Here is a 23,231-nt window from a genome sequence, read left to right as displayed (position 1 = left end):
CGAATCCCCAATCCCGAATCCCGAATCACGGCTCAAACCGATACCCCGCCCCATACACCGAGCGCACCCACTCTTCGCCGCCGACGTCGGCGAGCTTGCGGCGCAGGTTCTTGACGTGGCTGTCCACGGTGCGGTCGGTGACGATGCGGTGGTCGGCATACAGCCGGTCCATCAGCTGTTCGCGCGAATACACCCGGCCCGGGGCGGTGGCCAGGGTGCGCAGCAGGCGGAACTCCACCTGGGTCAGGTCCAGGTCGCGGCCATGCACGCTGGCGCGGCAGGCGTCTTCGTCGATGCGCAGGCCCGGCGCTGCGGCGTCGTTGGGATCGTGGCGATGGCGGCGCAGCACCGCCTGCACCCGCGCCACCACCTCGCGCGGACTGAACGGCTTGCAGATGTAGTCGTCGGCGCCGATCTCCAGGCCGAGCAGGCGGTCGATCTCCTCCACGCGCGCGGTGACCATGATCACCGGCACCGCGCTTTCCTTGCGCAGGTCGCGGCAGATTTCCAGGCCGTCGCGGTTGGGCAGCATCAGGTCCAGCAGCACCAGGTCCGGCTTCTGCGCGCGGAACGCGCCCAGCGCCTGCGCGCCATCGGCGATCCAGTCGTGCGAATAGCCGGCCGCATGCAGGTATTCGCGCATCACCGCGGCCAGGCGCGGTTCGTCTTCGACGATCAGGATGTGGCCGATCGGATCCAGGCCGTTCATGCCGGCAGCGCCGGCAGGCGCAGGACCACGCGCAGGCCGCCGAGCGCGGAGGCCTCGGCGTTGATCGAGCCGCCGTGCGCTTCGGCGATGTTGCGGCAGATCGCCAGGCCCAGGCCGCTGCCGCCGCTGGCGCGGTTGCGCGAGGCCTCGGTGCGGTAGAAGCGTTCGAACAGGCGCTCGCGCTTGTCCGCGTCCACGCCCGGCGCGCTGTCCTCGACCACCAGTTCCAGCACCGTGTCGCGACGCACGCAGCTGACCTGCACCGTGCCGCCGGCATCGGTGTAGCGCAGCGTGTTCTCCAGCAGGTTGCCGAGCAGTTGCTGCAGCCGGCGCTCGTCGCCGTCCACCTGCAGCGGGCCGGCGTCGATCTGCACCTGCAGCTGCAACGGCGCGGCGGCGAAGCGCGCCTGCACGCCGGCCAGCACCGTGGCCAGAATCAGCCCCAGATCGACCGGCGCGCGCCGGTAGGCGAGCGCGCCGACGTCGGTCAGCGAGACGTCGTACAGGTCTTCGATCAGCTTGCCGAGCTGGCCGACCTGCTGGTGGAGCGAGCCCAGCGAGGCCGGGGTCATCGGCCGGATGCCGTCCTGCAGCGCTTCCAGTTCGGCGCGCAGCACCGCCAGCGGCGTGCGCAGTTCGTGCGAGATGTCGGCCATGAACTCGCGGCGTGCGCGTTCGTTGTGTTCCAGCGCCTGCGCAAGCAGGTTGAAGTCGCGCGCCAGCTGGCCGAATTCGTCGCGCGCGCCGGTGTCGATGCGGGTGGCGTAATCGCCGGCAGCCAGGCGATGGGTGGCGCCGGTGAGGCCGCGCATGCGCCGCAGCAAGGCGCGCGACAGCAGCCAGCCGAGCAGCGCGGCGACCAGCAGCGAGGCGCTGCCGATCGTCCACCACGCGCGTTGCTGCGCCTGGTAGAAGCGCGCGTCCTCGGCCGCCAGCACCTTCTGGAACGGCAGCATCGCCATCCAGCCGACGGTGCGGCCGTCGACCACGATCGGACGCAGGATGTCGTCGCGGCCGACATCGGGATTGCCGATCACCGAGCGGTAGTTCTGGTCGAGCACGGCGAAGCGGAAGACCGCGCCGGTCTGGTCGGACACCGGCGGCGGCAGGCGCGGCAGGCCGGGGCCGTGCTCCGGACGCATCAGCACGAACCAGGCATCGGGATTGTCGCGCACGAAGTCCCAGTTGCCATGCCGCGCGTACTCGGCCCTGACCCGCGGCAAGGTCTCCAGCATGCGCTCCACGCCCTGTTCGTTGAGGTAATCCAGGAACTGGCGCTTGAGGAAGACCTGCACGGCCATGCCGTTGACCAGCAGCACCGCCACGCACGCGGCGAGGATGGCGAGGAACAGCTTGGCGGTGATGCCCAGTTTCATCGGAGAGGCAATGCGGGACGCGGCGGCGGGGGGTGTTGCGTATTAGCCGCGTCGCCGCAGGGGAAATCAAGCGAATCCGCGCCGCTGCCGGCAATCTCCAAATTTGCTGCACATTCGCGCCGTAGCGTGGCCACATTCGGATAAACCGTGAGTTCGCCGCATGCTGCCCGTCGTCCCCCGTCGCTTCCCCGTCTCGTCCTCGCGCTGGTTGCTGGCCGCGGCCATCGCCGCGGCCGTGGCCGCGTGTTCCTCCAAGCAGCCGCCGCAGATGCCGCAGGCGCAGGTCGGCGTGCAGACGGTGAAGGCGCAGCGGCTGGCGCTGGACCAGACCCTGTCCGGCCGCACCGTGGCCTACATGACCTCGGACGTGCGCCCGCAGGTCGGCGGCATCCTGCGCAAGCGCCTGTTCACCGAGGGCCAGGACGTCAAGGCCGGGCAGGTGCTGTACGAGATCGATCCGGCCAGCTACCAGGCGGCGTACGACACCGCCAAGGGCGACCTGGCCCAGGCCGAGGCGGCGGTGCTGTCGGCCAGGCCGAAGGCGCAGCGCTACCAGACCCTGGTCGCGCTGGACGCGGTCAGCAAGCAGGACGGCGACGACGCCGTGGCCACGCTGCGCTCGAACGAGGCGGCGGTGGTCGCGGCCAAGGCCTCGCTGCAGACCGCGCGGATCAATCTCGACTACACCCGCATTACCGCGCCGATCGACGGCCGCATCGGCACCTCCAGCTACACGCCGGGCGCGCTGGTCAGCGCCGGCCAGAGCGACGTGCTGGCCACCATCAACCAGCTCGATCCGATGTACGTGGACGTGACCCAGTCCAGCGCGCAACTGCTGCAGCTGCGCCGCCAACTCGACGCCGGCCAGCTCAAGGCGGTGGACGGCAAGGCCGAAGTGAAGCTGCAGCTGGAGGACGGCAGCACCTACGCGCGCAGCGGCACGCTGGAAGTGGTGGATGCCGCGGTCGATACCGCCACCGGCACGGTCAAGCTGCGTGCGGTGGTGCCCAATCCCGATCGTCTGTTGCTGCCGGGCATGTACGTCAAGGCGGTGCTGTCGATGGCGGTGGACGAGCAGGCCATCCTGGTGGCGCAGCAGGCGATCAGCCGCAACAGCAAGGGCGAGGCGGTGGCGCTGGTGGTCGGCAGCGACAACAAGGTCGCGCAGCGGGTGCTCACCACTGGCGATGCGATCGGCGACAAGTGGGTGGTGCGCGACGGGCTGAAGGCGGGCGACAAGGTCATCGTGCAGGGCCTGCAGAAGGTCGCGGTCGGCGACCAGGTCAAGGCGGTGGAAGTGACCTCGGCCGCCGCGACCGCCACGCCCCCCGCGGCCACCCAAGGCGCCGCGGCGGCGCCGAAGGCCGACTGAGGAACCGCCATGGCCCGTTTCTTCATCGACCGTCCCATCTTCGCCTGGGTCATCGCGATCGTCATCACCCTGGCCGGCGCGATCTCGATCCTGTCGCTGCCGCTGGAGCAGTATCCGGACATCGCTCCGCCTTCGATCACCGTCAGCGCCACCTACACCGGCGCCTCCGCCGAGACCGTGCAGAACTCGGTGACGCAGATCCTCGAGCAGCAGATGACCGGCCTGGACAACCTGCTGTACATGTCCTCCAGCAGCAGCTCCGCCGGCAGCGCCTCGATCACCCTGACCTTCGATTCCGGCACCGATCCGGACACCGCGCAGGTGCAGGTGCAGAACAAGGTCTCGCAAGGCGAGTCGATGCTGCCCGAGGCGGTGCAGAGCAATGGCGTGACCGTCACCAAGTCCGCCGGCAGCAGCATGTTCATGGTGCTGGCCTTCACCTCCGAAGACGGCAGCATGGACAGCACCGACATCGGCGACTACATGGTGTCCACGCTGCAGGACCCGATCAGCCGGCTCAACGGCATCGGCGGGGTCAACGTGTTCGGCTCCGAATATTCGATGCGGGTGTGGCTGGATCCGGAAAAGCTGCGCACCTATGCGCTGATGCCCTCGGACGTGAGCAATGCGATCTCGGCGCAGAACGCCGACGTCTCCTCCGGCGCGCTCGGCGCGCTGCCGGCGGCGCAGGGCCAGCAGCTCAACGCCACGGTCACCTCGCGCAGCAAGCTCAAGACCCCGGCGCAGTTCGAGGCGATCGTGCTGAAGTCGCAGGCCGGTGGCGCCACCGTGTACCTGCGCGACGTGGCGCGGGTCGAGCTGGGCTCCAAGTCGTACTCGTCCAGTTCCAAGTACAACGGCAAGGCCGCCTCCGGCATGGGCCTGCAGCTGGCCACCGGCGCCAACGCGCTGGACGCGGCCAAGGCGGTGGAGGCCAAGCTGGAGCAGCTCAAGCCGTATTTCCCGGCCGGGCTCAAGTACGAGGTCGCCTACGACACCACGCCGTTCGTGCGCATCTCCATTGAGGAAGTGGTCAAGACCCTGCTCGAGGCGATCGTGCTGGTGGTGCTGGTGATGTACCTGTTCCTGCAGAACTGGCGCGCCACGCTGGTGCCGGTGATCGCGGTGCCGGTGGTGCTGCTGGGCACGTTCGGCGTGCTGGCCTTGCTCGGCTATTCGATCAACACCCTGACCATGTTCGCGATGGTGCTGGCGATCGGCCTGCTGGTGGACGATGCGATCGTGGTGGTGGAGAACGTCGAGCGCTTGATGAGCGAGGAGGGCATGTCGCCGCGGCAGGCGACCTACACCTCGATGGGCCAGATCACCGGCGCGCTGATCGGCATCGCCCTGGTGCTGACCGCGGTGTTCCTGCCGATGGCGTTCTTCGGCGGCGCCACCGGCGAGATCTACCGCCAGTTCTCGGTGACCATCGCCGCGGCGATGCTGTTGTCGCTGCTGGTGGCGCTGACCCTGAGTCCGGCGCTGTGCGCCAGCTTGCTCAAGCCGATCAAGCAGGGCGGCCACGTGTCGCGCAAGGGCCTGCTCGGGCGCTTCTTCAACTGGTTCAACGACCGCTTCGACCGCGGCGCCGATGGCTACGGTCGCGGCGTGGGCAAGCTGATCGGCCACCGCAAGCTCGGCGGGCTGGTCTATCTGGTGCTGCTCGCGGTGATGGCGCTGCTGTTCTGGCGCCTGCCCAGCTCGTTCCTGCCCGAAGAAGACCAGGGCATGCTGATGGTGATGTTCACCACGCCGGCCGGCGCCACCCAGCAGCGCACCCAGCAGTCGATCGATCAGGCCACCGGCTTCATCCTCAAGCAGCCGGAAGTGGCGGGGGTGATGACCATCTCCGGCTTCAGCTTCGCCGGCAGCAGCCAGAACTCGGGCATGGGCTTCATCAAGCTCAAGGATTGGGCCGAGCGCGATGCCTCCGCGCAGGAGATCGCCAACCGCATCACCGGCGCGATGATGGGCGCGCTGCCCGACGCGCAGGTGTTCGCGTTGTCGCCGCCGGCGATCAACGGCCTGGGCACCAGTTCCGGCTTCACCCTGGAACTGCAGGACGTGGCCGGCAAGGGCCACGACGCACTGGTCGCCGCACGCCAGCAATTGCTGCAGCTGGCCAACGCCGACAAGGGCATGACCGCGGTGCGCTTCAACGGCCTGGAAGACGCGCCGACCTACCGCGTGCAGATCGACGACGCCAAGGCCGGCGCGCTCGGCCTGGACGCGTCGGACATCAACACCACGCTGGCCACGGTGATGGGCGGCAGCTACGTCAACGATTTCCTCAACAACAACCGGGTCAAGCGCGTCTACGTGCAGGGCGAGGCGAGCGCGCGCATGCTGCCCAGCGACATCGGCCGTTGGTACGTGCGCAACAGCAGCGAGGCGATGGTGCCGTTCTCGGCCTTCTCCAGCAGCGCGTGGGCGTATGCGCCGCAGGTGCTGAACCGCTTCAACGGGGTCGAGTCGATGGAGATCACCGGCAGCGCCGCCAGCGGCATCAGTTCCGGCGACGCGATGAACGGCATCGCCGGGCTGGTCGGCAAGGTGGGCAAGGATGTCGGCTACGCCTGGTCGGGCATGTCCTACCAGGAGCAGGCCTCCGGCGCGCAGACCTGGATGCTGTACGCGGTGTCGCTGGTGTTCGTGTTCCTGTGCCTGGCGGCGCTGTACGAGAGCTGGTCGATCCCGATCTCGGTGATGCTGGCGGTGCCGGTGGGCATCGTCGGCGCGCTGCTGGCGACGTGGCTGCGCGGGTTGTCCAACGACATCTACTTCCAGGTCGGCCTGCTGGCGACGATGGGCCTGGCGGCCAAGAACGGCATCCTGATCGTCGAGTTCGCCAAGGAACTGGAAGAGAAGGGCCAGCCGCTGATCGAAGCCACGCTGCATGCCGCGCGCATGCGTCTGCGGCCGATCCTGATGACCTCGCTGGCGTTCATGCTCGGCGTGCTGCCGATGGTGATCAGCAGCGGCGCCGGTTCGGGCGGGCGCCATTCGCTGGGCACCGGCGTGCTCGGCGGCACCCTGATCTCGACCATGCTCGGCATCTTCTTCGTACCGCTGTTCTACGTGATCGTGCGCAGTCTGTTCCCCGGCAAGCGGGCCGAACCGGAACCGCTGCGCAGCGAGGAGGCAACGCCGTGATCCGAGTGTCCCTGATCCGTACCGCGCTGGCCCTGGCCTGCGCCGGTGTCCTCGCCGGCTGCGCCAGCATGGCGCCGAGCTACGCCCGCCCCGACGCGCCGGTGCCGGCCACCTTCGCCGATGGCGGCACCGGCACCAACGACGCTGCCGACGTGGCCACGTTGGACTGGCGCCAGGTGTTCCTGGACCCGCGCCTGCAGCAGGTGATCGCGCAGGCGCTGGACAACAACCGCGACCTGCGCGTGGCCGTGCTCAACATCGACAAGGCGCGTGCGCAGTACCGCATCCAGCGGGCCGATCTTTTCCCGTCCGTGGATCTCAGCGGCAGCCAGAGCGCCTCGCGCAGCAGCGCATCCACCAGCAGCAGCGGACGCTCCGAAGTGGGGCGTACGTACTCGGCCGACGTCGGCATCAGCAGCTGGGAACTGGACCTGTTCGGGCGCATCCGCAGCCTCAAGAACGAGGCGCTGGAAACCTACCTGGCCACCGCGCAGACCCAGCGCAGCACGCGCATGAGCCTGGTCGCCGAGGTCGCCGCCGACTGGCTGACCGTGGCCGCCGACCAGCAGCGGCTGGCGCTGGCGCAGCAGACCCTGGATAGCCAGCGGCAGACCCTGAAGCTCACCGAGGCGCGGCATCAGGAAGGCATCGCCTCCGGGCTGGACCTGGCGCAGGTGCAGACCAGCGTGGAGAGCGCGCGTGCCGACGTGGCCACCTACACCACGCAGCTGGCCACCTCGCGCAATGCGCTGGACCTGGTGGTCGGCGCGCCGGTGACGGCGGACACGTTGCCGCAGGCGACCGCACTGGAACGCGGCGTGGCGCTGGCGCCGCTGCCGTCGCCGCTGCCGTCGCGCGTGCTGCTGCAGCGCCCGGATGTGTTGTACGCCGAGCACACGCTGAAATCGGCCAACGCCGACATCGGCGCGGCGCGTGCGGCGTTCTTCCCGACCATCTCGCTGACCGCCTCCACCGGGCGCAGCAGCACCGCGCTGTCCAGCCTGTTCGACGCCGGCAACCGCACCTGGTCGTTCGTGCCCAGCATCAGCGTACCGATCTTCCGTGCCGGCGCGCTCAAGGCCGAACTGGACGAATCCAAGATCACCCGCGACGTCAATGTCGCCGAGTACGAGCAGGCCATCCAGACCGCTTTCAGCGAAGTGGCCGATGCGCTGGCCACGCGTGCGCAACTGGACGAACGCATGGACGCGCAGCGCGCCCTGGTGGATGTCACCCAGCGCAGCTACACCCTGGCCGACGCGCGCTATCGCAACGGCGTGGACAGCTACCTGGACGCCCTGGATTCGCAGCGCTCGCTGTACTCCGCGCAGCAGGACCTGATCACCCTGCGCCTGACCGAGGCCAGCAACCGCGTGACCCTGTACAAGGTGCTCGGCGGCGGCGCCGACGCGCAGAGCGGCATGCCTGTGGCGGAGGCAGGGCGTTAGCGCCTCCCCGATGCCTGTAGGAGCGGCTTCAGCCGCGACGGGCGTTACCGGTAGTGCCTGTCGCGGCTGAAGCCGCTCCTACAAAAGCGGCATTCGGATCGAAACTGCACCGAGCCTGCAGGCCCGGTGCAGCCGCTTTTGCCAATCCCCAATCCCGAATCCCCAATCCCGGCCCCTCAACGCGCCGCGTTGGCGTTCATCGTCGCGTTGCGGCTGGCGTCCAGGTATTGCGCCGGATCGCGCATGCCGGTGGTGTGGCACTGGCCGGTGGTGTGGCCGCGGTTGACCCCGCCCGGCAGCTGCGCGTTGACCTGCTCGACCACGCCGTCTTCCGGGTCGTCCAGTACCAGGTCCGACGCGGCGTTGCAGTAGTCGTTGGTGTACCAGTTGGTCTTGGCGAAGGAGGTGGTGTAGTAGTTGACCAGCGCCCGCGCCGAGGTCGGGATGCCGGCCAGCCAGGCCTTGGCGCCGTCGTAGGTCAGGTCGCTGTTGCTGCCGCAGCCCACGCCGAACCACGACCCCACCGTGGCCAGGATGCCGGACAGGTTGGTGCCCTGGTACGGCGTGCCCACCGACTGCATGACGCGCCCGCCGCTGGCATTGTCCAGCCCGCTCCAGTAGTAGCTGTACAGGTGCAGCGCGGCCATGCCGCCCTGGCTGTGCGCCACCGTGCCGAACGAATTCCACTGGCTGCCGAACTGCCCCAGCAATTGCGCGAACTGGTCGTTGCTGCGGTTCTGGTTGGCGTCCAGGAAGGTCGAGGCGTTGCTGAACTGCGCCGCCGGCCACACCCCGCCGGAGCAATAGCCATGCACCAGCACCAGGCGCTTGCCGGTCGCCTGCGCTTGCGCATCGGTCGCCGCGCGCTGCAGCGCCGCCGGGCGCTCGCCCATGCGCATGCTGGCGTCGATCGCGCCGCCGCGCGCCACGCTGCTGCGGCGCAGCGCCGGCAGGGTCAGTGCCAGTGTGTCGCGGGTGGCGAGCGGCACGAAATGGTCCGGGTCCTCGATACGCAGGTTGCGCAGCGTGAACGGCGCGCGCGCGCCGGCACGCACGATCCAGCGTTCGTCCACGCTCAGCGGCAGGCGCCCGTTCTGCGGCGCGAGCATGCCGCCGAGCCAGGCCACCGGCACCGCGCTGCCGTCGCGGCCGGTGCCCCACAGTTCGCCGAGCACGCGGTAATGCGCCGGCGCCTGGCCGCTGGCGCTGACCGGGATCGGCAGCGCCAGGCGGGTGCCGTCCTGTGCGCTGGCGCTCACCGCGTCGGTGGCGATGCGCAAGCTGGTGTCGAGCACCGGCAGCACGTGTTCGGATGTGCGCACGAAGGCCTGGCCGGCCGCGTCCTCGCCGTGCACCACCACCTGTGCGAGATAGCTGCCTGGCGCCTTTGCCGGGAAATCGCCGGCATAGACGCCGTCGCCGGCGGCGCCGTCGCCATGGCGGCCGTCGTCGGCCATCGGCCACTGTGTCACCGTGCCGTCGGGCGCGGTCACGCGCAGCTGCGCATCGCGGATGTGTCCGGCAGTGGCGCCGAGCGTGGTGGCGCCGTGGCTGTCGCTGCCGCCGAGCATCGCGGTCAGGCCGATGCGTTGCCCGCTGTGCAGCTGCCGGCGGTCGCTGGGATAGGACGCCAGCTGGGTGCGCGCATCGCCTTCCATCAACAGGTAGCCGCGTTGCGCGGCGCTGCCGTCGGCGCGCAGGGTCAGCGTCCAGCTGCCATTGGCGGCGCTGTCCACGCGGTACTCGCGCCCCGGCAGCGCGGTGTCGCCGCTGCCCAGGCGGGTGGCGACCGCGTTCGGCACGATGGCGGCGGCGCTGGCGCGTGCGTTCGCCGCGCCGGGCGCATGCAGCTGCGGTTGCCAGTCGTACGCGCCGGACAGCAGCACGAAGCGCAGCTTGCCGTTTTCCACCGGCAGCGTCGCCTGCCATTGCGCCGCCTCGCCGCTGCGTGCGGAGGAGAATTCCACCGGCAGCAACGCGCTCTTGGACAGGATCGCGGCCTCGGCCGGTGCCGGCGCACGCATCTGCGCGAATTCCTCGGGAGGACCGGCCAATTGTTTGGGAACCAGCTCGGCCGCATGCGCGAGCATGGGCGACAGCAGCAGCGTGGACAGCAGGGACAACGTCGGTAGCGTCGACATGGCGGCTCTCTCCTTGAACAGTGCGAAGCCGGACAGTGCGCCGATCGCGATTGCGATCGCACGCCTGCGCAGCGGATGCAGCGCCCCCTCGCCGCGACGTGATTGCGTTATACCCCGCCACGATGACAGTTCCACGATGCGCTGCAGCACCGCCGCGCGCGTTGCGTTGTGGTGCAGACGCGGCGGATGGTCTAGTGTCTGCGCTGGGGCGGCACCACGGTGCCGGCGGGGATGCTGGAACAGCCAGGGGGATGTCCGGATGCTGCGCAATGCACTGCATTTGTCTATTTTTTGCGCCGCGCTGGCGCCCGTCGTGGGCCTGGCGCAAGCGCCTGCGCCGATCCGCAGCGCGTTCGCCTTCTGCAGCGTGACCGACACCGGCGGGGTGCCGGCCAAGGTCTGGGCCTCGCCGGTCGTCGAAGTGTCCTATCAAGACGACGCCACCGGCTGGCTGCGACGCAGCAACGAGCTGGCCAGCGATTTCCTGCAGCATGTGGGCAGCCTGGGCGGGGCCGGAACCAAGGACTGCATGCTCGGTCCCGGGCGCGAGGAAGCGCTGGCGCAGCGCGAGCAGCAGCGCGCCATATGGAGCAAACGCCTGTTCCTGATGAAGGTGGGCAGCTGGCGCGACGTGGACTGGACGCCGCCGCCGTGGGATGCCACGGCCAAGGCGCCTGCGCAGACGATGCGCTATTTCTACTGCTACGCGACCCAGGTCGACATTCCCGATCGCAGCGACCTGGCGCGCACGGTCGCCAGCCAGGTCTTCGTCATGCCCACCGGCGCCGATCCGATGGCGGTCTACACGCAGAGTGCGGCGTACGCCGAGGAATTCAAGCAGACCGTGCGCGCGCACGGCCTGCCGGACGAAGGCACCACCTGCACCGCGTACGACACCCAGGGCGAAGCAGGCAAGGCCAGTCGCGACTACCGCAGGCTGTTCGGCGGGTTCAACACCAAGTTCACCGAAGTGGCGTGGATGCCGAGCGGGCGGGCGCCCGCCGCGGTTGCTGCTTCGCCGACCTCGCCGTCCGCAACGCAGATCGTGGCCGCTGCGGCGGCGGCACCCAGAGCGCTGGGAGTGGGCATCGCGCCGGTCACCGCGGAAGTGGCGCAGGCCACCGGACTGCCTGTCGCGCGCGGGGCATGGATCGTGAAGGTGCTCGATGGCAGCGTCGCCATGCAGGCCGGGATCAAACCGATGGACGTGTTGCTGGAGATCGACGGCCGGCCTGTCGGCGCCCCTCAGGACGTGCGGCCCCTGGTGGCTGGGCTACGCGCAGGTATTCCGGTGCCGGCGCAGATATGGCGCGATCGCCGCATGCAGCAACTGAGTCTGCTGTTTGCAGACGGCACTGCCGCTGCGGTGCCCGCGCAAGTGCCCGCCGCCGCTGCGGCAACGACGGAGTGAGTCGCGCTCGACTGTAGCGTTGCGGGGGGGGGGGCTTTGCCATCTGCGGCGTGTTCGTCGCATCAGCCCGCGATGCGCAGCGCGGTGCGGCAGGGCAGGCCTGCTCCCCAGGACCGGCGCATCAACCAGGCGCTGCGCGGCGATGCCGGCGAACCGGCATGCCGGGCATGCCGGGCACTCCTGCCGCTGCGATGCCGGCGTGCAGCACGCCGGGCATCGTCGGCTCCGGTCGCTTGCCTACGCCGCCTGCGCCTGCTGCGCGCGCAGCTGCCGCGCCGCTGCCACCATCGCTTCCAGCGCGCTGCGCGTCTCCGGCCAGCCGCGGGTCTTCAATCCGCAATCGGGATTGACCCACAGCTGCTGCGGATCCAGCACCGCCCGCGCCTTGTCCAGCAGTTGCACCATCTCCTGCGTGTTGGGCACGCGTGGCGAGTGGATGTCGTACACGCCCGGGCCGATCGCGTTCGGATAGCGGAAGCGCACGAACGCGTCGAGCAGCTCCATCCGCGAGCGCGAGGTCTCGATCGAGATCACGTCCGCATCCATCGCCGCCACCGCCTCGATGATGTCGTTGAACTCCGAGTAGCACATGTGGGTATGGATCTGGGTGGCGTCGCGCACCCCGGCCGCGGCGATGCGGAAGCACTGCACCGCCCAGTCCAGGTACGCCTGCCAGTCGGCGCGGCGTAGCGGCAGGCCTTCGCGGATCGCCGGCTCGTCGATCTGGATCACGCCGATGCCGGCCGCCTCCAGGTCGCGGACCTCGTCGCGCAGCGCCAGTGCGATCTGCCGGCAGGTCTGCGCGCGTTCCTGGTCGTCGCGCACGAACGACCACTGCAGCACCGTCACCGGTCCGGTCAGCATGCCCTTCATCGGCCTGTCGGTCAGCGACTGCGCGTACTGGGTCCAGCGCAGCGTCATCGGCGCCGGCCGCTGCACGTCGCCATAGATGATCGGCGGCTTTACGCAGCGCGAGCCGTAGCTCTGCACCCAGCCATGCTTGGTGAAGGCGAAACCGTCGAGCTGCTCGCCGAAGTATTCGACCATGTCGTTGCGCTCGAACTCGCCGTGCACCAGCACGTCCAGCCCGATCTGCTCCTGTGCGCGCACGCAGCGCTCGGTCTCGGCGGCCAGGAACGCGTCGTACTCGGCATCGCCGAGCTTGCCGGCCTTGTGCTGCGCGCGCGCCTGCCGCACCTGCGCGGTCTGCGGGAACGAGCCGATGGTGGTGGTCGGGTAGGCCGGCAACCGCAGCGCCGCCTGTTGCGCGTCGCGCCGCTGTGGATACGGCGATTGCCGGCGGCCGGCGTCCTCGCCCAGCGCCGCCACCCGGCGCGTGACCTCAGGCCGATGCACGCGCGCGGACGCGCGCCGCGCCTCCAGCGCTTCGCGCGCCGCGACCAGCTCGGCCTGCGCGTGCGGCAGCTCGTGCAGCGCGTCGGCCAGCGTGCGCAGTTCCTGCAGCTTCTGCCTGGCGAAGGCCAGCCAGGCGTACAGCTCGCGGTCCAGCGCTTTTTCCTGTTCCAGATCCACCGGCACGTGCAGCAGCGAGCACGACGGCGCCAGCCACAGGCGTTCGAGGCCCACATGCCCGGCCGCGTAGCGCGCCAGGGTCAATGCATTGTCCAGCGGCGTGCGCCACACGTTGCGGCCGTTGACCAGCCCGGCCGACAGCACCCGGTCGGCCGGCAACGCCTGCAGCACCGCGTCCAGCTGCGCCACGCCGCGCACCAGGTCCACGTGCAGGCCGTCCACCGGCAGCGCCGCGGCCAGCTCCAGGTTGTCGCCCAGCTCGCCGAAATACGTGGTCAGCAGCAGCTTCGGCCGCGGCGCCTGGGCCAGGAACGCATAGGCGCGGCGATAGGCGTCGCGCGCGGCCTCGTCCAGGTCCAGCACCAATGCCGGCTCGTCGATCTGCACCCAGTTGGCGCCGGCCGCGTCGAGCTGTTGCAGCAGGTCGGCGTAGACCGGCAGCAGGCTGTCCAGCAGCGCCCAGCGGTCGCTGCCGTCCACGGTCTTGGACAGCAGCAGGAAGGTCACCGGCCCGATCAGCACCGGCCGCGTGGTGATGCCCAGCGCCTTGGCTTCCAGGAACTCGGCCAGCGGCTTGTCGCCGCGCAGGCGGAAGTGCTGGCGTCGTGCCAGTTCCGGCACCAGGTAGTGGTAGTTGGTGTCGAACCACTTGGTCATTTCCAGCGCGTGCAGGTCCAGGCCGTCCTCCTGCGAGCCGCGCGCCATCGCGAAGTAGCCGGCCAGCGGATCGGCATCGGCCAGCGCGCGGTAGCGCTGCGGGATCGCATCGAACAGGAACGCGGTGTCGAGCATCGCGTCGTACAGGCTGAAGTCGTTGCTGGGCGGCAGATCCACCCCGGCTTCGACCTGCAGCCGCCAATGCCGCTGGCGCAGCTGCCGCGCCGTGTCTTGCAGGCTTGCCGCATCCGTTTCGCGGCGCCAGTAGCTTTCCAGCGCACGCTTGAGCTCGCGCCGCGCACCGATGCGCGGGAAGCCCAGGTTGGTCACGATCGTCATTTGCGTTTCCTCATTGCGTTCATGGGCATTGAGGAACGAAGGAACCGCGCGCCGTCCGCCCGTTCGCACGGGACGCCCGCCACGCCAGCGACCTTCGCCCCCGCGGGCGAACCGGCGCCACGCGGGCAGGCGGAAGAGCGCGGCGCGGCGCAGGGCCACGGCACGGCTTCCGGCCGCCTCCCCGCGGAGGCGCCAGGTCGAATCGGAGGACGCACAGGTCCTCCGGCCGGGGCCGGTATTCGGGCTGATGGACGAGCGCACTGTGCCGGCTGCGCACCTACTGTCCGTCGCTTCCCAGGCCGGCATGCGCCGGCCCAGTGCCATTGACGGAGGTCGTTTCCATTCACCGCTGCGGGGCAGCTCCGGAATGGGCAGGCGCTTGCGGCGCCGGCCTTCACCGGATTCCCGTTTAAATCCATCCCTTCATCCGAATGAAGCGATGGATACCTTCGGCGAGCGCACGATAGGCCGGATGCGGCGGTTGGTCAAGCGCCAAGTGAATTTGCGGGCGGGCATCGGCAGCGTTCATGGCGAACGTGTAAGCTATTGATCCCAAAGCCAATGCTCTGACGCTTCCGCCGCAGGCGGGAGCGCAGCACCGCCGCGCCCGATGACGCTTTCGCTTCCTGCTCCCGCCCTGTCCGCGGCCTACGCCGCCTCCCTGCGCCTGTCCGTCGCGCCGATGATGGACTGGACCGACAGATAGCTGTACCAGTGGATTCAAGGCCGATGGTACATTTTTGGCTCAGTCTAGCGCGTAAGATCTACCTTCTGAACTATGAACTGCATCCAGATACGCAATCTGTCAGGATGTGTATACTTAGCCTTGTCCAGTGTGTAGTTAGGGTATGTGGCCGATGGAAAAGACCCGCCAGCTGGCGAACGCACCCCTGATTTTCGCGATTGCGATGGTGCGGTTCGAAACGCTTGAAGCACTCCCGAGTTGGATATCCTCGATCCAGAACGAAGTGAGAAAGACTCTGCCGGTGTTTCGCCGGATGAGGCAAGTGACAAGCGCGAACGGCTTCGAAATCCAACTGGATCCAAGCGATTTTGATGCAGCTCACCCTCAAAGCTGTTGGCTCTTTTCGTCGTCCGACCACAAGACGACTGCAACTTTGTTTAAGGGTGGCGTTGGGCTGCACACCACTGACTACACCATCTTTACGGACTTTGCTAAGAGCTATCGTGCCGTGTTAGACGCATTGATGAATGCGGCTGAGCTTGTGAATGTAAACCTCGTAGGCATGAGATACGTTGATCACTTGCAGCCGCAACATGAGATGGATGTAAGCGATTTCATCGTAAAGGGAATGATGCCGCAGCCGGACGCAACAGATCTCGTTGTCCAAGGTTCAACGTCGTCTGTTTCGTTCAAGACTAAGGACGGAAGCCCTAACGCGACGCTCAATGTTCGAATCACTGTTGGCGCGGGGAACTCAGCCATTCCTGTTGACCTTCTACCTGCCTATGCTGTCAGTGCCGCACCAGGCAGTGAGGGGAATTTTTCTTTTCCGCTCCTTGAAGCGGGTGCAGGAGTGCTTGATATCGATGCGATTGACGCCGAGCTGGGCGGCCAGCAATTATCTAGCTCAGAAATCGTTGATGTGGTCGATAGGTTGCATACGGTCGCGAACAAGTACTTCACTGCGATCACTACGGGCGACGCAAAGCGTGCATGGAGTACGGCGCCAGACAAGGCGTACGATTAGGAGCAAACTATGAATACCACTTCAGTAGCGATGCATAGTGGGCGAGGCACGACTATAAGAGGGCCGGGCTCGTTAAATCCGCCTCTACTTGCTGCGGGTTTGACCACTGCGCTGTACTTTACATGCGTGGGAGGAGTTCATACGACCAATGTTGTGGACGCCTACACCCAACCTAGAGGCAAGCCTCATGTCCACCTAGTTGTGGGCGGGGGAGGCCTCAAAGTTACTGATCAAGCTGGAGCTGAGAAGTTCGGCGATCTTCCATGGAAAACCGATCTTGACTGGATTAGGGAGAGGTCTGAGGTTACAGTCTCCCGGTTGGCTGAACTATTTGGCGTGACGCGAAAGGCATTCTATGGATGGGTTGAAGGGGCAAACCCGAGAAAGGGCGGTAGCCAAGTTCGCATTGCGGCGCTCCGAGCTGTGCTTGCTACGCTGCCCTCCGACCTCCATCGCACGGCTTTCTTTGGCTTGGTTGATGTCAATTTTACGGGTGACGCGTCGTTTCGGGAGGTTTTTCAAGGTCCAGTGGACGATGCCAGTTATCAGGATCGTCTAAATGCGAAACTGGCTGAAATCAATCCTGAGATTGAATCGACGGTCAAGAGGCTCCACAGAGCTTCTCCGTCCAGCCGTGCCTTCGAAAGCGAATATCCCTCCGCCTGATCCGGCGGAGGCTGTTGAATGTATCCGGCGGGCGGGTTGGTGGCAGGGTAGCGTCATAGAGGCGTCCGAAGTCTCGAAACTTGTTGGCGAAGTTTCGGGAGCTACACATTGGGTAATCGCTAGCCAAACATGTAATCTTTACAACCCGGATATCGCCGCGGTGCCAATGGTTGAGCTTATAGCCGCGTCGCGTATTGAGGAAAGTGGGTTCAGGCCCGAACGTGCACTTGGCGATAAACCGAGGCAGCTTCACAGTAGGGCAGTTGATCGAGATGGCGCGCACCTTGTTCTGTCCATGGAAATCCATAATCGTGCATGGTTGCGTCGCCAAGAGCTTGCTCGGCTTGGCCCGCCTATCGCTGCGCTTGAGGACCTACCAGGTGACTTCGCTGGACGGTATAAGGAGATTTTTTCAAATTGGTTGGCCCGAAGTTATACGAGGATCGAGCTGCCTGATGACTTCAATCATGCACTTAAAATTAGCGGCCTGAAAGACAAGGTCCTTTATAGACTAAAAGATCACTCAAGCTCACTTCACGGCATATTTTTGCGCATTTCTCCTGCGGTTGAGGCTAAGGGGGAGTGCGAGGACGAGGACAATGAGGCTATTCCACTGACGCCCTCAGAAGTGGCGCATGCAACTGGTCCCTATGCCCTATCGATCACTGCGGTAGTTTACGAGGATTGCTCTCAAGAAACCTACAAGTCTATAAAGAGACTGTTGGATAGTATCGACACAGAAAAGCTCCCGATCGATAAGCTTCCTGAGAGCCAGCGTGGCAATCGTACAAAATGCTCCATAGCCGATGTAGCGGCTTCGCAAGGGCTGCACATAGAGGGGCACGAGATTGCACGAGTTAAGAGTTGGACCGTGCATGATCTAATGAGTACGTTACGCTTTACGGACCAAGACTACTTGTCATCCGCGACAGAAACTGGCGACTAGTGCTCTAAGGCGCTTTTCCTTCTCTCTGGACATCCCACCACGTAGCCACGTCCCGCGTGTCGTACACGTCGCCGGTTCTCGCCGGCAACAGGCGCGCGCTGTGCTTGTTCGCCATGGTCTTCATGGCGCTGCCCGGGAAGAACGCATCGCGCAGCTGCTCGATCGTCATGGTGGCGCCGTACTTGCCGAACAGAAGCCAGAAGGTCGAGAACTCGTCAGCGGCCATGAATCGCTTCCTTCTGTGACATGGCGCCGCGCTTAGTGGAATCCGCTATGTCGCGCCGCAACCAGCCCTTCGCTTCTGCCAACCGCTCTCGATAGACGCCGAGCCTTAGATCCAGATGGTTCGCCTTATCCCGCTGGCCTCCCAGCAGCGTACAGAACTGAGTGCGCAGCACGGTGGCCAGTTCTTGCGATTCCCGGCGGAGGCGTACTACCGCCTGCTCGATGCGCAGTGCATCTGCAGGGATGCTGGCGTCAGGCGCCAGGATCTTGGCCGTACCAGTGCGCGTCTCGGTCGCGCGAACCGCTTCTACGGCCCACGACGGCGCCACTCGCACTGCGCCGCGCGCGTCCACCAGGCCGGCGGCAGCACCAATCATGCGTCGGCGCGCGATACCGCCGCGGTCCATCGAAGCAGTCTGCCTGATCGTAGCCGGGCGGCCCAGGCCTGCTAGTGCGGACACGCCGTACATGCCTGCGCCTTCCTCCAGCTCCTGCCGACGTGGCCCAAAGGCCCAACCCCACAGGCGCAGCAGGTTGTCGAATTCTTCTCGGGTCATGCTTCGGTTTCCGGCTTTGGCGCCGCGGCGCGAAGATGCGGCCAAGCCGCGACGACAGCGTTACGCATGGCGCAACCTTGTAAGTGATTGAACTCACGCGACGCTGGATCCCGCCCGTGGATCGACCGGAACCACTCAATCCGAGCTGCCTCCACGGCTCGGTCCAACACTTCACCCTCGGGCAGCCGTGGCACCTGTCGCATCGCCGCGTCCAGGCCCTTGCGCTCGACTTGGTAGGCTGTCTGTCGTGCCATGGAAGCAGCCTGCAGCAGCGCCTCGACGGTGGTTGACCGCTCAGCGCCGCGCTGCAGGACGCGCCGGTAAGCAGCCGCCTCCGCTTCCAGCTGACGTGCGAAGGCATACAACGCAGCGGCGCCCTCGTTCTCGACCCCGTTCATGCGGCCACCTTGTCGGATGGAAACGCATCCTCGAAATCGTCACCCGCAGCCCCGACGACAGCGACCGGAAATGATGCCTGCTTGTCTCGCGGCAGCAGCGTGCGCGGCTTGTGTTCGGGGCCCGCCAGGTAGTGTGTTGTGCCCGGGTCGTACCACAGGCCAAACCGGCCTTCCTTGCCGTTGAATCGCTGCTTATGACAGATCAGCAGGGCGTCGTGCTGGCCTTCCCACTTCGAATCGAGAGGCGCTCCGGTTGCGTTGGCGATTGCAATTGCCTGCTCCTTGGGCTTGTTACGCCAGATCTCCAAAACGGTGTCCACCATGTCGGTGATGCCACCCGAGCCTTTGACGCCCATCTTGCCGACCGGCTTAGATTCGTCGTCGCCCTTACGCATATGGACCACGATTGCGACGTGCGTCTGCTCGTCCCGGGCAAAGTCGCTCAGCGCCTCAACGAATTGTTTCTGCCCCGAGTAATCATCGTCGGCGAATCCACATTTCGTCAGGTTATCCAACAGGAACAACTCGATGCCATAGCGCCGGCGGGCGTACCGGAAGACCTCAAGGATGCGTTTCGACTTAGCCGCGCCTTGCACGTCGAACGCCATCACGTGCCCAGCCAGCACCCGCGTAACGTGTCGAGCGTAGGCTTCGGACGGATTAGCAGTCCCCGCCACTTGGCGGTTCATCCGCATCATCCAAAGGCCGCGGCGAAATTCCATGCTCGCCACACAGCAGCGCACGCCGCACGCCGCCAGTGAGCCCGTCACGAACGAAGTCACCGCGGATTTGCCATGCCCGTTGATGCCACCCCACAACGAGGTCTCGCCCGGACGCAGCCGGATTTCGTCGTGGGTCTTCTTCCAGGGCAACACCATTCCACAATCTTGGCGGTGGTACTCGGCCCAGATCTCATCTTCAAACTCGCCGATGTCGCGAAGCTCCACGGGGTCCATCGTGCGAGCGCTGCGTAGCGCGGTGTACATCGCCTCTTGATGGATGCCTGCCATCAAGCACGCGTTCGCGTCCTTGTGCGGCAACCGGACCACGTGCACGCGCTCGCGGCCAAGGCGCTCCACCAAATCGATCACCGCCTCGCGCCCCGGGCCGTCGTCGTCCATGCTCAGGTTGATGCGGTCGTAGACCGCCAGCCTGTCGAACTCCGTTTCCACCCAAGTGTGCTTGCCGCCTTTTCCCGCACCCATTGGCACGGACAGCGCCGGAACGCCGTAGGTGTGCCAAGCGAGGGCATCGAGCTCTCCCTCAGCGAGGACAATCTCGCGCGCGTTCGTATCAATCGCCTGCCAACCGAACAGGCATGGCTCGCAATCGGCCTCCTGGCGAAACTCTTTTGGCAGCTTCCGATACTTGACTGCGATCAGCTGGCCGTCGCGCAGGTACGGGAACACGATCCAGCCATCCCGGCTGACAACCTTGTAGGCGTCCAGCGTGGCGGGCGCGATCCTGCGCTCGTCAGTGAGCCAGTTGCGCAGCGGGTCCGGCAGCGGCCGCATACCATCCTTGCTCGGCCGGCTATAGCGCTTCGGCAGCGGCTGCAGCTGCTTGTGCTCGCGGATGCCCAGATAGTCCATGGCCTGCTCGCACGCTTCACGCAGCGATAAGCCCCGCGCTGCAGCCCACAGACCGATCAAATCGCCGGACTCGCCGGTTGCGAAGTCGGACCACACCCCGGCCTTGTCGCCGCGCAGCACCACGCCCAGGCTGTCGCCAGGCTGGCCGTCTACGGATCCGGCCTTCCACTCGCTCCCCGATCGCTTGCCCTGCGGCAGGAGCATGCGCACCACTGCCTCGGCCTGCGTGCCCAGGAGCCGCGATAGCTCGGTTGCACGCATCAGCGCACCCCCTGCATGAAGTCAGGCAGGCCAGCAGAGCCGCCATCGCCCCCGTCGCGCCACTGGTCCTCCCAGCGCCGCCCGTTGAGGTAGGTTGCCGGCAGCGGGATGTAACGCTTACGCTCCTTCGACCACTGCGGATCCTCAGCAGTTCGCGTCTTCAATTCCGCGACGATCCGGTCAGCCATCGCCTCGCAGTTGTTCTTGCGCCAAGCCTTCGCCGCATCAGGCCTGGCCTCGTGCCGTGGGTAGACCTGGTAGAACTCCGCGAACTTGGCTGTCTCCAGCTCAGCAACCTTGCGAGTCGGCTTGGCTGCCTTGCCCGCTTCGCTGCGATGCAGATGCAGATGCAGATCCCTATCCTCGCCCCCGCTAGGGGGTAGGGGGTTATTTGCTTCTTTCAGTTCTTGCTTAAAATCATTACTTACTAGTGTCGGATTTGCCGTATACGGCTGACCCGCATGCGGCTGATCCGGAAGCGGTTCCTTGCTTGCGACTTCGCTAACGGCATAGCTGACCCCATCGAGTTGGCCGCCACCACGGCGCTGTTGCTGACGAACGAGATAGCCCGCCTTCTCCAACTCTCCCAACAGTGCATAGACTCCATCGCGGCCGGTACGCACACGAGCGCCTTCAGTCTGGCGGCGCAGACTTTCGACACTGATTTCCCAATGGTCGGGCTTGCCCAACAGGTAAACAAGCAGGCCACGCGCAGCCCAGGAAAGCCGCGCGTCCTCACTGATTGCCTTGGATAGGACGTAGTAGTTCGACTCGGGCCGTGGCGCGCGAACGATGCTCACAGAGCCTCCAGACGCAGCGCACGGAAAAGACCGCTAACAACCCGGGCCGGGAGCAGGTGCCGACAGCGGGCGCCGATCAGCAGCGCCTTGATGTGCCGGCGCAGGATCGGAGTGGGCCGGATGGTGGGATCCCAAGCCGGAGGCGGTGTTTCCGTATTGCCCGTGAAGGCCTCGCGCATCAGGGTCGCGAACCATTCCAGATGGCGCGGGGTCACCCAGGACTTAGCCGCCAGCAGGGCGATCCACTCCAGCGCATCGTCACGACTATGGCAGTAGAAGTCGAAGGCAAACCCAGGCCTCTCCCTGTCGATCAGCACCACGCCCACACGGCCATCTGCCAGGTGTTCGTCGATTCGCGCTAAGGGCAGCACCGCATCCCGCTGCAGGCTCGCTTGCGCGCGGGACATCTGATGCTCAGGCTCGCCCTCCTGCTCGCCATACCGGTGGCCAGCAACCGGCATGGGCGTGCGACCGCTCATGCGGCAGATTCCAGTTGGGAGGCGATGAGCGATTCAAGCTCACTCGCCGGAATCATGGTACGCCGCCCGAGTTTGACGGTACGGAGACGCTTGAGCTTGATCTGCTCATAGAGCCAGGTGCGCCCCATACCACCCAGCGCGGCACAGGCGCCGTTGATGGAATAAAGCCTCGGAGCGTTCGCCTGATCCGGCGAAGGGGTCAATGAACTGTTTTGCATGAACTTCGGCCTCAAAAAGAGACCGGCGCACTTGCACGGACGCTAGCGGACAGCTAGTGTGCCTTTGCCGGTACGCCGGCCCATTGCTTCCCAATGGAACCCAGGCCCCCGCCGCGCCAACGGTGGGGGCCTTTTTTTGGCCCCCGTCGGGGTATCCCAGTTCCGCTTAGTGTGTACGAGCACGATAGTGTTCGTTGCACCGATTTGAATCTAACATCAAGGATTTGCCTCCTCAACGCTAAATGCTCGAAGGCGTAGGACTTGATCTAAAGCACCAGATTGTTGAGATGGAAGGAATTCGCAAGTGACTGCTAGTGGCCGTCAACATACACCGCCACCAAGAGCGCAGCTAGGGACAAGTCTGTGGATAACCCGTTGAGATTTGGTGCTGCCTGCCCGTCAGAACAGGTGCTTAGCAAAAAAGTACCCCGTGATCTTTTTTCCGCCCTCCTCCTGTCTGACAAACCTCCGCTCTCCTTTCGGGTTCCGACGAATTCGTGCGGACAGTATCAATCAGAAGTTCGTGGCCCTAGTAATTTTGCTAGCTCAATGACACTCGACTAGCTGGATGAAGCCTCCTTTCTCCAGCGGGAAATAGCATTTCTTATGCTCCCCTCACTTTCGATAACTGGGTGCCGGGAAATTGCCTCGCGCGCAAATTGAGCATCTTTTCTGAATGGAGAGCCTCCGTTCTTCATCTCCATCCATTCGGTCTTTATCTTGCGCATAGCCACCACCTTGGGGTCACCATCTGCCCTCGCGGCCGCTGCCAAGATCGCGAGCTTTTTTCGAGCTACTTGATCCTGGCCCTGGGCCTCTTGCCCAAAAAAAAGTACAGCTTTGAGTAATACGTGCGCTGTAAATGCGAGCAGGGCGTGATCTTCCTTCTCTGACTTACTCTCGGCAACGTCGAGAAAGCGATCTACCCACGTGTCCCTCGCATGTCGTACTGCGAAGTTGAGCGACTTCGCGAAGTCAGCGCTCTCCACATCGCTTCTCAACGCATCCACTGAGTAGTAGAGATCAATTAGCTCTTGTCGTCTACCTTCTGGAATAGCCTTGGGGTCAGGTGATTGCAAGCCTCCTTTCCTCAACGAAACCACCTTGGATTTCTGCCGCACGGCGGCGGGATCTTCATACTTCACAAGCTTCTTCTCCAACATCATCGCACCCTGCCTTCCTAACAATCCTTCGAATTACTCTACCCTGACTTCAACATATGCTTAGGAGCTGTG

The 23,231-nt window shown here is 65.6% G+C and carries 19 protein-coding genes and 1 riboswitch; of the genes, 7 read left to right on the top strand and 12 right to left on the bottom strand.

Annotated elements, in window-relative coordinates:
* Positions 1-25: 25 nt before the first annotated feature.
* Both HDC36_RS17120 and baeS read right to left on the bottom strand, forming a co-directional pair.
* Positions 26-709 (bottom strand): response regulator, encoded by a 684-nt coding sequence (locus HDC36_RS17120; RefSeq protein ID WP_179569706.1) that lies wholly within the window; start codon positions 707-709, stop codon positions 26-28.
* Entirely contained in the window at positions 706-2,085 is a 1,380-nt protein-coding gene (baeS, locus tag HDC36_RS17115) for a sensor histidine kinase efflux regulator BaeS (RefSeq protein WP_179569704.1), read from the bottom strand. Before baeS ends, HDC36_RS17120 begins: the two co-directional genes overlap by 4 nt.
* A gap of 160 nt (positions 2,086-2,245) precedes the next feature.
* Here baeS and HDC36_RS17110 point away from each other — a divergent pair, with 160 nt between their 5' ends.
* Genes HDC36_RS17110 through HDC36_RS17100 form a run of 3 tightly spaced genes read left to right on the top strand, consistent with a single transcriptional unit; the run spans position 2,246 to position 8,061 of the window.
* A complete protein-coding gene (locus HDC36_RS17110) occupies positions 2,246-3,457 on the top strand; it encodes an efflux RND transporter periplasmic adaptor subunit (protein WP_179569702.1) in 1,212 nt (403 codons plus the stop codon).
* A 9-nt stretch (positions 3,458-3,466) separates the two neighbouring features.
* Positions 3,467-6,613, top strand: coding sequence for an efflux RND transporter permease subunit (locus HDC36_RS17105; RefSeq protein WP_179569700.1), 3,147 nt, complete (start codon positions 3,467-3,469; stop codon positions 6,611-6,613).
* Positions 6,614-6,618: 5 nt separating this feature from the next.
* The gene (locus HDC36_RS17100) at positions 6,619-8,061 is read left to right on the top strand and encodes an efflux transporter outer membrane subunit (RefSeq protein WP_343204361.1); all 1,443 of its coding nucleotides are present in this window, start codon (positions 6,619-6,621) and stop codon (positions 8,059-8,061) included.
* A 176-nt stretch (positions 8,062-8,237) separates the two neighbouring features.
* Here the strand turns inward: HDC36_RS17100 and HDC36_RS17095 are convergent, their stop codons facing one another.
* Entirely contained in the window at positions 8,238-10,202 is a 1,965-nt protein-coding gene (locus tag HDC36_RS17095; RefSeq protein ID WP_179569698.1) for a choice-of-anchor X domain-containing protein, read from the bottom strand.
* Here HDC36_RS17095 and HDC36_RS17090 point away from each other — a divergent pair.
* A complete protein-coding gene (locus HDC36_RS17090) occupies positions 10,150-11,613 on the top strand; it encodes a PDZ domain-containing protein (protein WP_179569696.1) in 1,464 nt (487 codons plus the stop codon). The two genes, HDC36_RS17095 and HDC36_RS17090, sit on opposite strands and share 53 nt — an antisense overlap.
* 237 nt (positions 11,614-11,850) lie before the next feature.
* Here HDC36_RS17090 and metE read toward each other — a convergent pair whose 3' ends face one another.
* Positions 11,851-14,142, bottom strand: a complete 2,292-nt coding sequence (gene metE, locus HDC36_RS17085; RefSeq protein ID WP_179569694.1) for a 5-methyltetrahydropteroyltriglutamate--homocysteine S-methyltransferase — start codon at positions 14,140-14,142, stop codon at positions 11,851-11,853.
* A gap of 212 nt (positions 14,143-14,354) precedes the next feature.
* A riboswitch (cobalamin riboswitch) is annotated at positions 14,355-14,608 on the bottom strand.
* Between the two features lie 391 nt (positions 14,609-14,999).
* Between metE and HDC36_RS17080 the strand changes: the two genes are divergently transcribed.
* The 3 genes from HDC36_RS17080 (at position 15,000) to HDC36_RS17070 (ending at position 17,466) form a co-directional block, all read left to right on the top strand.
* Complete coding sequence (locus HDC36_RS17080; RefSeq protein WP_179569692.1) at positions 15,000-15,854, top strand: TIGR04255 family protein; 855 nt, start codon at positions 15,000-15,002, stop codon at positions 15,852-15,854.
* Between the two features lie 153 nt (positions 15,855-16,007).
* Complete coding sequence (locus HDC36_RS17075) at positions 16,008-16,520, top strand: hypothetical protein (RefSeq protein WP_179569690.1); 513 nt, start codon at positions 16,008-16,010, stop codon at positions 16,518-16,520.
* 295 nt (positions 16,521-16,815) lie between these two features.
* The gene (locus HDC36_RS17070; RefSeq protein WP_179569688.1) at positions 16,816-17,466 is read left to right on the top strand and encodes a hypothetical protein; all 651 of its coding nucleotides are present in this window, start codon (positions 16,816-16,818) and stop codon (positions 17,464-17,466) included.
* Between the two features lie 4 nt (positions 17,467-17,470).
* Here HDC36_RS17070 and HDC36_RS17065 read toward each other — a convergent pair whose 3' ends face one another.
* The 8 genes from HDC36_RS17065 to HDC36_RS17030 form a co-directional block, all read right to left on the bottom strand.
* Entirely contained in the window at positions 17,471-17,692 is a 222-nt protein-coding gene (locus tag HDC36_RS17065) for a hypothetical protein (RefSeq protein WP_179569686.1), read from the bottom strand.
* Positions 17,682-18,248 (bottom strand): hypothetical protein, encoded by a 567-nt coding sequence (locus HDC36_RS17060; RefSeq protein WP_179569684.1) that lies wholly within the window; start codon positions 18,246-18,248, stop codon positions 17,682-17,684. Before HDC36_RS17060 ends, HDC36_RS17065 begins: the two co-directional genes overlap by 11 nt.
* The gene (locus HDC36_RS17055) at positions 18,245-18,646 is read right to left on the bottom strand and encodes a hypothetical protein (protein WP_179569682.1); all 402 of its coding nucleotides are present in this window, start codon (positions 18,644-18,646) and stop codon (positions 18,245-18,247) included. Before HDC36_RS17055 ends, HDC36_RS17060 begins: the two co-directional genes overlap by 4 nt.
* On the bottom strand, positions 18,643-20,499 hold the full coding sequence (locus HDC36_RS17050) for a toprim domain-containing protein (protein ID WP_179569680.1): 1,857 nt from the start codon (positions 20,497-20,499) through the stop codon (positions 18,643-18,645). Before HDC36_RS17050 ends, HDC36_RS17055 begins: the two co-directional genes overlap by 4 nt.
* On the bottom strand, positions 20,499-21,299 hold the full coding sequence (locus tag HDC36_RS17045) for a hypothetical protein (RefSeq protein ID WP_179569678.1): 801 nt from the start codon (positions 21,297-21,299) through the stop codon (positions 20,499-20,501). The genes HDC36_RS17050 and HDC36_RS17045 overlap by 1 nt, the downstream gene beginning before the upstream one ends.
* A complete protein-coding gene (locus tag HDC36_RS17040; protein WP_179569676.1) occupies positions 21,296-21,778 on the bottom strand; it encodes a hypothetical protein in 483 nt (160 codons plus the stop codon). The genes HDC36_RS17045 and HDC36_RS17040 overlap by 4 nt, the downstream gene beginning before the upstream one ends.
* Positions 21,775-21,996, bottom strand: coding sequence for a helix-turn-helix domain-containing protein (locus tag HDC36_RS17035; protein WP_179569674.1), 222 nt, complete (start codon positions 21,994-21,996; stop codon positions 21,775-21,777). Before HDC36_RS17035 ends, HDC36_RS17040 begins: the two co-directional genes overlap by 4 nt.
* A 560-nt stretch (positions 21,997-22,556) precedes the next feature.
* Complete coding sequence (locus HDC36_RS17030; RefSeq protein WP_218848566.1) at positions 22,557-23,159, bottom strand: hypothetical protein; 603 nt, start codon at positions 23,157-23,159, stop codon at positions 22,557-22,559.
* Between the last annotated feature and the right edge of the window lie 72 nt (positions 23,160-23,231).

The sequence above is a fragment of the Xanthomonas sp. JAI131 genome, assembly GCF_013410075.1.
Lineage (GTDB): Bacteria > Pseudomonadota > Gammaproteobacteria > Xanthomonadales > Xanthomonadaceae > Xanthomonas_A > Xanthomonas_A bonasiae.
The sequence above is the reverse complement of the archived record's forward strand: the minus strand, read 5'-3'. Positions and strand labels throughout refer to the sequence as shown.

Bases quoted from the DNA above. Each gene is read 5' to 3' on its own strand.
- HDC36_RS17065 (WP_179569686.1), bottom strand. From the start codon at position 17,692: ATGGCCGCTGACGAGTTCTCGACCTTCTGGCTTCTGTTCGGCAAGTAC.
- HDC36_RS17080 (WP_179569692.1), top strand. From the start codon at position 15,000: ATGGAAAAGACCCGCCAGCTGGCGAACGCACCCCTGATTTTCGCGATT.
- HDC36_RS17040 (WP_179569676.1), bottom strand. From the start codon at position 21,778: ATGAGCGGTCGCACGCCCATGCCGGTTGCTGGCCACCGGTATGGCGAG.
- HDC36_RS17095 (WP_179569698.1), bottom strand. From the start codon at position 10,202: ATGTCGACGCTACCGACGTTGTCCCTGCTGTCCACGCTGCTGCTGTCG.
- HDC36_RS17030 (WP_218848566.1), bottom strand. From the start codon at position 23,159: ATGTTGGAGAAGAAGCTTGTGAAGTATGAAGATCCCGCCGCCGTGCGG.
- HDC36_RS17060 (WP_179569684.1), bottom strand. From the start codon at position 18,248: ATGACCCGAGAAGAATTCGACAACCTGCTGCGCCTGTGGGGTTGGGCC.
- HDC36_RS17050 (WP_179569680.1), bottom strand. From the start codon at position 20,499: ATGCGTGCAACCGAGCTATCGCGGCTCCTGGGCACGCAGGCCGAGGCA.
- HDC36_RS17055 (WP_179569682.1), bottom strand. From the start codon at position 18,646: ATGAACGGGGTCGAGAACGAGGGCGCCGCTGCGTTGTATGCCTTCGCA.
- HDC36_RS17120 (WP_179569706.1), bottom strand. From the start codon at position 709: ATGAACGGCCTGGATCCGATCGGCCACATCCTGATCGTCGAAGACGAA.
- metE (WP_179569694.1), bottom strand. From the start codon at position 14,142: ATGACGATCGTGACCAACCTGGGCTTCCCGCGCATCGGTGCGCGGCGC.
- HDC36_RS17110 (WP_179569702.1), top strand. From the start codon at position 2,246: ATGCTGCCCGTCGTCCCCCGTCGCTTCCCCGTCTCGTCCTCGCGCTGG.
- HDC36_RS17035 (WP_179569674.1), bottom strand. From the start codon at position 21,996: ATGCAAAACAGTTCATTGACCCCTTCGCCGGATCAGGCGAACGCTCCG.
- HDC36_RS17105 (WP_179569700.1), top strand. From the start codon at position 3,467: ATGGCCCGTTTCTTCATCGACCGTCCCATCTTCGCCTGGGTCATCGCG.
- baeS (WP_179569704.1), bottom strand. From the start codon at position 2,085: ATGAAACTGGGCATCACCGCCAAGCTGTTCCTCGCCATCCTCGCCGCG.
- HDC36_RS17070 (WP_179569688.1), top strand. From the start codon at position 16,816: ATGGAAATCCATAATCGTGCATGGTTGCGTCGCCAAGAGCTTGCTCGG.
- HDC36_RS17090 (WP_179569696.1), top strand. From the start codon at position 10,150: ATGGGCGACAGCAGCAGCGTGGACAGCAGGGACAACGTCGGTAGCGTC.